Consider the following 9,801-nt stretch of genomic DNA (forward strand, 5'->3'; position numbering starts at 1 on the left):
CCTTTCCGCAGCAGAAGAGTGTTCCCTCCATGGTCGATATTGCAATGATTGAAGCCGCTCGCGATCGCCTCGACGGTCGCGCGCGACGCACTCCCCTTCTCTCCTCCCCATTCCTGGATGAGATCGCCGGGCGGCGGCTGTTCGTGAAAGCGGAATGCCTGCAGCATACCGGTTCCTTCAAGTTTCGTGGCGGCTGGTCGGCGGTTTCCGGGCTGGAACGCTCCCTACGTGCCAAGGGCGTCATCGCCTTCTCCTCCGGCAATCACGCCCAAGGTGTGGCGCTTGCCGCGCAACTGCATGGCATCCCTGCCGTCATCGTCATGCCGACGGACGCACCGAAGCTGAAGATCGCCAATACCCGCGCCTTGGGCGCCGAGGTCGTACTCTACGATCGCATCAAGGAGGATCGCGACGAGATCGGTGCGCGGCTCTCCAAGGAGCGCGGCCTCACCCTGATCAAGCCCTTCGACGAGCCGCTGGTGATCGCCGGCCAGGGAACGACAGGGCTGGAAATCGCCGAACAGGCAGCCGAAGAGGGCATCGATGCCGCGACTGTGCTCGCCCCCTGCGGCGGTGGTGGCCTCACCTCGGGCATTGCACTGGCACTGGAAGCCCGCGCGCCCGGCTTCAAGGCCCGCCCCTGCGAACCCAAGGACTTTGACGACACCACCCGCTCTCTTGCCTCCGGCAAAATCGAACGCAACGCCGCTCTGCAGGGCTCGATCTGCGACGCCATCATCACTCCACAGCCTGGCAATATTACTTTTCCGATCCTGAAGCGCCTCTGCGGCCCCGGCCTTGTCGTGACCGACGAGGAAGCGCTGGACGCCATGGCACTCGCCTTCACGCGCCTCAAGATCGTGGTCGAGCCTGGTGGCGCCGTTGCGCTGGCGGCCGCCCTTTTCCATGGCAATGAGATCGACGGCGACACGGTCATTGCGGTCACCTCCGGCGGCAATGTCGATACCGATGTCTTCGAAACGGCGCTGCGCCGCCACTAACCGTCAATTCGTCGCGCGACGATAAAGCGCCAGCGAGCCGGCCAAGGCGAGGAGCGCGCCACCGCAGGCGCGTTCCAGCCATTTCGTACCTTCCGTCTTGAGGAAACGCACGGCTTGCGAGCCGAAAGCGGCGTATCCGAACATGATCGCGAAATCGAGCGAAGCGAAAAGCACCGCGAGGATGGCATATTGCGGCATTTGCGGTGCGGCAGGATCGATGAACTGCGGCAAAAAGGCCGAGAAGAACAGATAACCCTTGGGATTGGTCACCGCGACCATGAAGCTCTTCATTCCAATGGACAGCATCGTCCCTTTCGCCTGCCCGGCACTGGCCTTGAGCATGCCGTCGATCGTTCCCTTGGAGCGCAGCATCATGATGCCGAGAAAGGCAAGATAGGCAGCACCCGCCCATTTCAGCACTGAAAACCAGAATTCCGAGGCGGCCAGCAACGCGCCGAGCCCGATGGCAACCGCGCCGATCAGCACGAAATCCGACAGCACGGCGCCGACCATGCCCGCCAGGGCGCGGCGCACGCCGTAGCGCGAGCCGTTGGTCAATGCCAGGAGCACGGTCGGCCCCGGCGTCGCGATGCCGATGAAGGAGACAGTGGCAAAGGCAAGCAGCGTGGCAGTGTGCATGATTTCCTCCCCATGACTGTCGGAAACTTGCATGCACCGCTGCGCTTTGCAAGCATGGGGATGGATCTCCACAACCTCTAGACGACCAACAGCACAGTACCGGTGCCAAGCAGAACCAGCGTCCATACGAGATCCACATTGATCCAGGCGCTGCGCAATATTTCGAGCCCGACCCAGCGATAGACCGCGAGGGCAACGAGGCTTGTGACCACTAACATCGCAAGGGTGTGGACACCGACGGCCGCAATCGTCATCGCCGCGGACGCATCCCCGCCGATGTCATGCAATGGTGACCCCGCAAGGCAGAGCGGCATCAAGGCCGGCAGGAGCATGAGCCCGGCGCCGTGGGCCGTCGCCATCAAAAACGACCAGAGCACGAGGCCCGTAAGCCCAGTACGCATGCCGATGCGAACGCGGTGCCGGTATCCATAAAAGTGATGCCAGATAGCCCATGCGATGAGACCCAGCCCCGTGACCGTGCGTACGGCGCCCTGATCCACAAAAAGACCGACAGCGACCACCGCTCCGGCAACAAGCGCGATGGATACGGCGTGGCCAAGGGCAATGGCGGGCACCGCCTTGACCACGGCTGCGGAACTCTGCCGATGAACGCCAAGCGCCACGGCAAACAACCATCCCATCGCGGGGTTGAGGCCATGAAAGGCGCCCAATCCCGCCAGCAGCATCCAGGGCCAGAGTTCGTTCATGGGGCGCCTCGTCCGGCTGACCTATGCTCACGGATAGCAATAGGAATCCGACGAGCAATCCCCACCCTGCAAGCGGACCTGGTGCGGACGATGCGATTTCGGCCACTCGACGAAGAATTTCTCGTCGAAGGCAATGCCGCCGTCCGCGCCCGCGTCGAGCTTTACCATCCAGCCGGAAAGGCCATCGGGATAGAACTGCTCGTCGATCGCGCCATAGAGCGAGTTGGTGAAATAGACGCGGCGACCATCGCGGCTGATCTCGACCATTTGCGGGCCGCCATTCAGCGCGCCATTCTTCGCTTTCGGGTGCGACGCGCGCGAAACGATGCCGCCGATCCTGACCTTCCCCGTCAGCTTCGGCTTGAAGGGATCGGAGACATCATACTGATGCAGATCGCCGGTCCCCCAGCAGGAGACGTAGAGAAATCTGTCATCCATCGAAAGATCGATGTCGGTAACGAGCGGCGGCACGGCACCGAAACCCTTGAGCATCGGCGGTAACTGCTCCGGATCGGCAGGCTCCGCTGGAATGTCGATCACCTTCGTCACCGCCCACTTCTCGCCGTCGCGATGCCAGACCCATATCGAGGAGGAGAGGTCCTCAAGACTGAGAACGCAGTTGACGAAACCATAGGCCTTGGTCGGGTCATGCGCGGGTCTGAGTTCGAATACGAGCTGATACTTGTCTCCGAAATCGATCGTCTGCAGATGCTTGCGCTTGTGCAGATCCCAGAAATGCAGACGGCGGCCATATTTTGCGCCGAGCAGGACTTCCGGAATCAGGCCATTTTCGAATGTATCCGGCGTACCCCACTCGCTGGTGACGAGCGTATCGTGACCAAGGTGCCACCAGACATCATAGGAAAGCTGCTGCGGTCCGCGATCCATTTCCCATTGGCCGCGCACCTCGAAGGTCTCGTGATCCATGAGGAACACCCCGCCCGGTCCCTTCCCCTCGGCATTGCCAAGAGCGGCGACATAGATCCCTTCCGGTCCGCAGTGAATGGTGTGGGGCCGGGAATATCCGGCGCGCTCGGCGACTTCGCCGGGCTCGATGACCTTGACGATCGATGGTTTGCGGCCATCGGGCTTGGTATCGATGATGTGGATGCGCGAAGACCTCAATCCCGGCACGACCAGATAACGGCGCTCCGCATGCGGATGCGGCGCATTCGGGCAAAGGCAGGACGAGCAGGCATTCCAGCCGAAATGATGCAACTCGTCACCGACATTGGGCATCGCGACGGAGGTGACGATCTGACCGTAAGAGGCTGAATTGGGATCGACATCGACGACCGCGAGCTCGTCGGGAACCGCTCGCGTCGGATCGAAGGCAACGACATAGGCAAGCGTCTCCGGCGCCGCCTTCATGGCCATGCGCGGTGACGGATAAAAGCTCGGATCGGGTTTCCACGTTACCATGTGAAGTGCTCCTGGCTCGCGATTGCTGAACAGTGAAGATGTTCGCTAGATGCTTGCCGACAGCAGGCTCATCGCTGCGGACGGGGCAGGATCAAATGCTTCAATGGGATACTGATTTGCGACTGTCCTCTCCGCTGAACATGCAGCAGAGGCAATCCTCCCCGCGCGATTATCTCAGATAAAGGCGGGTTTGGGCAGCCTTTTTCGCCGCCATTCTCACCACAGCGACCGGTTATCTTTTCAAGATGAAGGTTGGCGCGAAGGCCCTGGCCTTTCCCATAACGCAAAAGCCCGCCGCCTTCTCAGGCAGCGGGCTTCGATACTTGTAAATACCGGCAATCAGACGCCTGATTGGCCGTCAGAGCCTATATAGGCGATGCGGAGCATGTTGGTCGCACCGGGAGTGCCGAGCGGCACGCCGGCGGAGATGATGATGCGGTCGCCGGGCTTGCCGAAGCCTTCCTCGGCGACGATGCGGCAGGCATTGTTGACCATATCGTCGAGGTCCGTGGCGTCATGCGTGACGACACAGTGCATACCCCAAACCACCGACAGACGGCGAGCCGTCTGGATGATCGGCGACAGCGCCAGGATCGGAACCTGCGGGCGCTCGCGCGAAGCGCGCAGACCGGTCGTGCCCGACGAGGTGTAGCAGACGATGGCGGCAAGCTTCAGCGTCTCGGCGATCTGACGGGCAGCGAGCGAGATAGCGTCGGCGCCAGTTGCTTCCGGCTGCGCGCGCTGAGCGTAGATAATGCCCGGATAGTGCGGCTCGCGCTCGATGGTGCTGGCGATCGAAGCCATTGTCGATACGGCCTCGACCGGATAGTCGCCCGAAGCGGATTCGGCCGACAGCATGACGGCGTCAGCGCCTTCGAAGACGGCGGTGGCGACGTCGGAGACTTCGGCACGGGTCGGAACCGGCGCCGAGATCATCGATTCCAGCATCTGCGTGGCGACGACCACCGGCTTACCGGAACGGCGGCAGGCGCGGATCAATTGCTTCTGGATGCCGGGAACCGCTTCGAGTGGCATTTCGACACCAAGATCGCCGCGGGCGACCATGAGCGCGTCGGAAAGCTCGATGATTTCCTCGATGCGCTCGACAGCTTGCGGCTTCTCGATCTTCGACATCAGGCCGACGCGGCCGCGCGAAATCTTGCGGACTTCGGACAGGTCTTCCGGACGCTGGATGAAGGAGAGCGCAACCCAGTCGACTTCGTTGGTGGCGAGAACGGCGTCAAGGTCGGTGCGATCCTTGTCGGTCAGCGCGCCGACGCCAAGCAGCGTATCCGGCAGGCTGACGCCTTTGCGGTCGGAAATCTTCGTACCGGAAATGACGGTCGTGACAATGCTCTTGCCGTCGCACTTTTCAGCGCGAAGCGCGAGCTTGCCGTCGTCGATCAACAGCCGGTGACCGGGCTGAACCGACTCCAGGATTTCCGGATGCGGCAGGAACACGCGGGTATTGTCGCCGGGCGTATCGTTGTTGTCGAGCGTGAAGGTCTGGCCGGGCTTGAGATCGACCTTGCCCTGGGCAAACTTACCGACACGCAGCTTGGGACCCTGCAAGTCGGCGAGAATGCCGATCGGACGGCCACAGCGGGCCTCGACGGCGCGGATACGCTGGATGAGCGTGCGCATCAGGTCATGGCTGGCATGGCTCATGTTGATGCGGAAGAGGTCGGCACCGGCCTCATGCAGCTTCTGAATCATCTCCTCTTCGGAGGAAGCTGGGCCGAGCGTCGCTAGGATTTTGACTTTTCGGTTGCGTTTCATCAATTCTGGCTTTCTTGGCTGCCCGGGGTATCGGAGAGCTGAACCATCCAACTCGCCTGACGCCCCGTGTCGTATTCCTTGAATCCCATTTTCTGGTAACCGCGCGCGTAGCAATCCTTCACGCCTGGGATTTTGAATTCATTTTCCGCCACGCACATTTCGATATCGCCCGTCCAGCGGCCGCCGCGAGCTGCATCTTCTGCGTAGAGGTAATAATAGCGGGATTGAAGCGGCCCTTCGATCAAAGTCGCGCAGGTGGTGGCCGGAACCTGCCACCATCCCTCGGTCACCCAGCCTTCCTTCGCACGATAGCCGATCGCCACACCCACGAGATTCTGCGTACCGTTGCAGACGCGGAAATCGGCATGGGCTGCATTTGGCATGAAGAAAAATGGCGCGGCGGCGGCAAGGATGAAAAATGCGAATCGGGCAAGCGGCCCTGACCGCGTAACGAAACTTGGCGCGACTTGGCTGGACACGGCTTCCAATGGGCTCCCGGTTATTCGTTGTTGCGTCTTCTTGCGCTGCCATCCCACGAATGTCAACGCAACTCTAATCGATTATATTTTCTTCACGGGATGGTAGCAGTGCCCTGCGGCCTCGCTCTCGCCCGATCAAGAGGCCGAGCCTTGCACCTTCTGCCCGCGCATGCAATCAAACAACGGGCTGAAAAATGCGATAATCGACAATCCACATGAATGACTTCAAATCTTTCGAAATCATAACCGGCAATCGTGACAAAGGCATGGTCATCCTCGGCGATCATGCGATGCGGCACCTCCCCGAACGCTATGGCCGGCTAGGCCTGCCCGAAACTGCCTTTTCGCGGCATATCGCCTATGACATCGGCATCGAGGGGCTTTGCCGCCAACTTTCGGCGCGGCTCGGCGTGCCCGCCGTGCTGGGCGGCTTTTCCCGCCTGCTGATCGACCCGAACCGCGGCGAAGACGACCCGACCCTGATCATGAAAATCTCCGACGGGGCGATCATCCCAGGCAATCATCCGATCACCGAGGAAGAGTGGAACTACCGCATCGAGGCCTTCCACCGCCCCTATCACCGCGCCGTGGATGAGACGATCACATCGGTCGCCGACGCGACGGGCAAGGCGCCGCTGGTGCTGTCGCTGCATTCCTTCACACCGGCCTGGAAGGGCGTCCCTCGCCCTTGGCATGCAAGCGTGCTCTGGGACAGCGACGATCGCGCCGTGCTGCCGCTTCTTGCAAAGCTCAGCGCCGACACCAATCTCGTTATAGGCGACAACGAACCCTATGACGGGGCGCTGAGGAACGACACCATGTACCGCCACTGCATGGCCAAGGGCATCGCACACGCGCTGCTCGAAGTCCGCCAGGATTTGATCGGTGATGAGGCGGGCATCAGCGAGTGGGCCGCGCGGCTGGCGCCGATCTTTGCGGCGATGAACGACGACCCGGCGCTACACGAATATAAGCGCTATCCGTCGCGTACCGGCCCGTATGACGAGGCTTGACGCCAAACAAGCAAAGCGGCCTCGGACGAAATCGTGCCGGAAAAATGACGTGAGGAAACAGAGATGACTGAGCTCACCAAGGAACAGCAGACCGAACTGGAGGCAGCCGCCTTCCGTCGCCTTGTCGCGCATCTGCGCGAGCGGAGCGACGTGCAGAACATCGACCTGATGAATCTTGCCGGTTTCTGCCGCAACTGCCTGTCCAACTGGTATCGCGAGGCGGCAGAGGAAGCGGGCCTGCCGGTGACCAAGGACGAATCGCGCGAAATGGTCTACGGCATGCCTTACGAGGACTGGAAAAATCTGCACCAGACGGAGGCTTCCGCTGTGCAAAAAGCCGCTTTTGAGCAGAACAGGCCGAAGGAATAGGGCGACGTTCATCGAGACGGCTTGACCTCGCGCTCCATTCACGGCAGGTCAACGGCCCATCGAATTCAGGCCTCAAGGCAGCAAGAGAGGATATGACACATGGAAGAAGTGGCCACGACCGGCGATATCAACGTAGCGGCGGCGGAACTCCGCCAGTTCATCGAGCGCATCGAGCGACTGGAAGAAGAAAAGCAGACGATCGCCGACGACATCAAGGACGTGTTCGGGGAAGCGAAAGGCCGGGGCTACGACACGAAGGCGATGAAGACGATCATCCGCCTGCGCAAAAAGGACGCCAATGAGCGCCTCGAGGAAGAATCCATCCTTCAGACCTACATGGCCGCGCTCGGAATGGAATAAGCTTTCGGCGGAATGGAAGCGCGAGGAGCGCGTTCATTCCGCTGCTTCCGCCGAAATATTTTTGAACAATCAGCCGCTTTCCCGTCATCATTGGGCGAAAATTGCGCCCTGATTTGGGGTTCTTCTCAGACCGGTTTCAACGGTGAGAAAGAGTTCGAGAGATGGCTGTATCAATTTCGAGGTTCATCGAGAGTAAGATTCTGTATCTGGCCTTCGCCGGTGCAGGATTGGGTGTGTCCTGGTGGATCGGCGGGGGAGACATAGAAGCGTCCCGCCCTTTGCCGCAAGTAGCAACCGTCTTCGCTGCCGACACGCAAAACAGCCGGCCTGCAAAGGACGATCTCCTCGCATCACTTCCGCAGCAGACGCAATCGGACGTCTCCACGGCAACGGTAGCGTCAACGCCGGCAAACCTTCCGATCCCCACCATCATCAGGACGTCCTCCGAAGTTGCGACGAAAGCAACTTCGAAACGGTACGATGCGACACGCACTTTTGAATCGTGCCTCCCCGAATGCGAAACCCGTGATCCCCTGGTCGCGTCTCCTAGCAAGGTTTCGTACGCCGAGCCCTCTGATGACTCCGACTACGACGTTTCCGAAGTCGTCGTTGAGCCACGCAGGACGATCATGGCGTCGATCGTGGACGGTGGCGAAGACTTCATTGCCAACGTCGGGGCTGCCTCGCTGGGAGCATATCGGAAGAGCGAGTCAGCGTTGAGGGTCGTGGTGGACCCTCTGCGATGATATTACGGCCAAGTGCCAGGACAATCCTCACGACGACGGTTGCTCGGTCGCGACCGCGAAAGCGATGTGGCCTCGATCATCTTATGCAGCAGTGCGGCGAGCGCGCCGAAATAACGGAAAACCGTCGTTTCCGCCCTAAGATTTGACCAATCCTTTCATTGTTAATTGATAATTAACCATAATTGCGCTTAACCTAAATATTGAACTCAGGGGCTTGATTTCAAAATTCATCGCGTAATTTGCCCGTGAATATAACGACAAATGATTGCCGCGATCAAAGATGCACTTAGTCAGAATAATAGCCCTCGTAACATTGGCCGTTGTAGCGACCAGTTGCACGACAACGGGCGGAGTGCGGCAATCGGCTGATGCGGAAACCGTGCCTAATGAAAAAGCTTTGGCATTCCCGCCGCCCGGCGGCCCTGCCATCGTCAGCGTGGTCGAGCGCAAGCATAAAGACGATGTAGAGCAAACGATATCGCTCTCCACGACATCGTCGGTTGCCGGTCAGAACTTTCTCAAAGTGCAGTTTCTCGGCGCGTCCGGCTCGAACCCGGGACTTGGCAGCACGCCTTATCAAATGATCAGCGAAGGCGCGATCTCGCGCGAGATGGCTGCGACGATACCCGGCGTTCGCCTCGCTCGCTCCGCAAACTTCGTGCAGAACAGCTACGGCCCCTTCGGTTATGCTTCTGGCCAGAGCCGGGCGGGCGATACCTGCATTTATGCCTGGCAGCAAATCCGTGCCGGTCATTCCCCGCCGGTGGAGCAGCGTAATTTCAGCATGGTTCAGGTCAGGCTCCGGCTCTGCGATGCGCAGGCAAACGAGCGGCAGCTCCTAAGCACCGTTTACGGCTACACGATCGCCGGCGGCTTCGAAGGCGAGACCTTGAACCCCTATGGTGCCCCGCGAGGAGCCGATGCTTTGCTCGGCCATCCTGGCGATCCGATTTACCCGGATGCGGGCGGCTACCGAAACGGTGCGATCACCAGCGGCTATGAAGCCCGCCCTGTTGCCGTTCGTCCCGCCGTCGTCCGTCGCCAGGTCACGGTCCAGCCGCAAGCCGTCACTGTGGCTCCGCCTCAAGCAGTCGGTCCTCGCGTACCATTGCCCGATCCGCAAGGCAGCATGCCCCAGACAGGCGTCACGACCGCGCCGGCGCAGATACCGGCACAGGTTCAGCCCAGAACGATGGGAACCAACGGTACAATCGTACCATCCCCAGACTGTATCGGCGACGCGGCCGCGACCGCGGCCTGCCGGAGATAAACAACCTAGAGCGCCG

Annotated in this window: 11 protein-coding genes; 6 read left to right on the forward strand and 5 right to left on the reverse strand. The window is 60.5% G+C overall.

Annotated features, from left to right (window positions below):
* The first annotated feature begins 29 nt into the window (after positions 1 to 29).
* On the forward strand, positions 30 to 1,001 hold the full coding sequence (locus NXC24_RS16140; protein ID WP_104824220.1) for a threonine/serine dehydratase: 972 nt from the start codon (positions 30 to 32) through the stop codon (positions 999 to 1,001).
* A 3-nt stretch (positions 1,002 to 1,004) separates the two neighbouring features.
* On the opposite strand, the gene NXC24_RS16145 is transcribed toward NXC24_RS16140, so the two are convergent.
* The 5 genes from NXC24_RS16145 to NXC24_RS16165 form a co-directional block, all read right to left on the reverse strand.
* Complete coding sequence (locus NXC24_RS16145; RefSeq protein ID WP_104825200.1) at positions 1,005 to 1,640, reverse strand: LysE family translocator; 636 nt, start codon at positions 1,638 to 1,640, stop codon at positions 1,005 to 1,007.
* Positions 1,641 to 1,717: 77 nt separating this feature from the next.
* Positions 1,718 to 2,347, reverse strand: a complete 630-nt coding sequence (locus tag NXC24_RS16150) for a hypothetical protein (protein ID WP_104824221.1) — start codon at positions 2,345 to 2,347, stop codon at positions 1,718 to 1,720.
* 27 nt (positions 2,348 to 2,374) lie between these two features.
* Positions 2,375 to 3,769, reverse strand: a complete 1,395-nt coding sequence (locus NXC24_RS16155; protein ID WP_104824222.1) for a selenium-binding family protein — start codon at positions 3,767 to 3,769, stop codon at positions 2,375 to 2,377.
* Positions 3,770 to 4,108: 339 nt separating this feature from the next.
* Positions 4,109 to 5,548 carry a pyruvate kinase gene (gene pyk, locus NXC24_RS16160; RefSeq protein ID WP_104824223.1) on the reverse strand — a complete coding sequence of 480 codons (1,440 nt, stop codon included), beginning with the start codon at positions 5,546 to 5,548 and terminating at the stop codon, positions 4,109 to 4,111.
* Entirely contained in the window at positions 5,548 to 6,036 is a 489-nt protein-coding gene (locus NXC24_RS16165; protein WP_028752900.1) for a DUF1036 domain-containing protein, read from the reverse strand. The genes pyk and NXC24_RS16165 overlap by 1 nt, the downstream gene beginning before the upstream one ends.
* A 206-nt stretch (positions 6,037 to 6,242) precedes the next feature.
* Between NXC24_RS16165 and NXC24_RS16170 the strand changes: the two genes are divergently transcribed.
* The 5 genes from NXC24_RS16170 to bcsN all read left to right on the forward strand — a co-directional run bounded on the left by NXC24_RS16170 (position 6,243) and on the right by bcsN (position 9,785).
* Positions 6,243 to 7,040, forward strand: a complete 798-nt coding sequence (locus NXC24_RS16170) for an N-formylglutamate amidohydrolase (protein ID WP_104824224.1) — start codon at positions 6,243 to 6,245, stop codon at positions 7,038 to 7,040.
* A gap of 63 nt (positions 7,041 to 7,103) precedes the next feature.
* Positions 7,104 to 7,409 carry a DUF1244 domain-containing protein gene (locus NXC24_RS16175; protein WP_104824225.1) on the forward strand — a complete coding sequence of 102 codons (306 nt, stop codon included), beginning with the start codon at positions 7,104 to 7,106 and terminating at the stop codon, positions 7,407 to 7,409.
* Between the two features lie 99 nt (positions 7,410 to 7,508).
* Positions 7,509 to 7,769 (forward strand): DUF2312 domain-containing protein, encoded by a 261-nt coding sequence (locus tag NXC24_RS16180; RefSeq protein ID WP_104824226.1) that lies wholly within the window; start codon positions 7,509 to 7,511, stop codon positions 7,767 to 7,769.
* Positions 7,770 to 7,930: 161 nt separating this feature from the next.
* Complete coding sequence (locus NXC24_RS16185) at positions 7,931 to 8,515, forward strand: hypothetical protein (RefSeq protein ID WP_104824227.1); 585 nt, start codon at positions 7,931 to 7,933, stop codon at positions 8,513 to 8,515.
* A 280-nt stretch (positions 8,516 to 8,795) separates the two neighbouring features.
* Complete coding sequence (bcsN, locus tag NXC24_RS16190; RefSeq protein WP_104824228.1) at positions 8,796 to 9,785, forward strand: cellulose biosynthesis protein BcsN; 990 nt, start codon at positions 8,796 to 8,798, stop codon at positions 9,783 to 9,785.
* Positions 9,786 to 9,801 lie beyond the last annotated feature (16 nt).

Source organism: Rhizobium sp. NXC24, from assembly GCF_002944315.1.
Taxonomy (GTDB): Bacteria; Pseudomonadota; Alphaproteobacteria; order Rhizobiales; family Rhizobiaceae; genus Rhizobium.